1 protein-coding gene is annotated in these 959 nt (G+C 74.6%); it reads left to right on the top strand.

Annotation, left to right across the window (positions count from 1 at the left end):
• Positions 1–309: 309 nt before the first annotated feature.
• The gene (locus tag I59_RS16855) at positions 310–849 is read left to right on the top strand and encodes a CrcB family protein (protein WP_022904873.1); all 540 of its coding nucleotides are present in this window, start codon (positions 310–312) and stop codon (positions 847–849) included.
• Positions 850–959 lie beyond the last annotated feature (110 nt).

Consider the following 959-nt stretch of genomic DNA (forward strand, 5'->3'; position numbering starts at 1 on the left):
CGCGGACCAGTCCACGTCCGGGTCGTCCCAGTCCAGGACGTCGACCACGGCAACCGTGCGGCGGAGCCCCGCGAGCGCGAGGTCCTCGTCCTCGTCGAGTCCCCCGTGCGGGGCCGGTGGTCGTCCAGGCGAGGGCGGAGATCGTCACGGACCCAGTCTGTCGGTCCGGGGCGGCCGCGCTACAGTGGGTGCGTCGTCAGACCCGGCAGTGGGGCCTGCCGGACCCAACCGCGGCCGAGCCGCCAACGGTCCCTATCCCGAGATGAGTCGCACGCGCCACGGTGCTGCGTGCTCGGCGATAGGAGAGCCATGTCCCCGGAACGACCCGCGCCCCACGAGGCACCAGCGACGCCCGAACGGCCCGTGCACCTGCGCTGGCGGTACCTCGGCGTCGTCGCCCTCGGGGGAGCGGTCGGCACCGGCGCCAGGGCCGCGCTCGCCGCCGCGTTCCCTCCGGGCGCCGGGATCAGCTGGACGATCCTCGCGATCAACGTGGTCGGGGCGTTCTGCCTGGGCCTGCTCCTGGAGGTGCTCGCGCACCGTGGTCCGGACGTCGGTGGCCGTCGCACGCTCCGCCTCCTCGTCGGCACGGGTGTCCTCGGCGGCTTCACGACGTACAGCACCCTCGCGGACGACACCGCCCAGCTGCTCGACGCCGGACGCTGGGGCGCCGGCGCCGGGTACGCGCTCCTCTCCGTCGGGCTCGGGCTGGTCGCCGTCGCAGCCGGGGTCCTCGTCGCGGGTCGGTTCCGTCCGAGCACGGTCGGTCCGGGCGCTGTCGATCCGAGCGCTGTCGATCCGAGCGCTGTCGATCCGAGCGCTGTCGAGCGGGCGGGAGACGCCTCGTGACCCCGCTGGAACTCCTCGCCGTCGCCGTCGGTGGCGGGGTCGGAGCCGCTCTGCGCTTCCTCCTCGACGGTGCGGTCAAGGCCCGGGTCAGCGGCACCGCTCGGATGTCC

The sequence above is a fragment of the Curtobacterium sp. B8 genome, assembly GCF_000333315.1.
GTDB lineage: Bacteria > Actinomycetota > Actinomycetes > Actinomycetales > Microbacteriaceae > Curtobacterium > Curtobacterium luteum.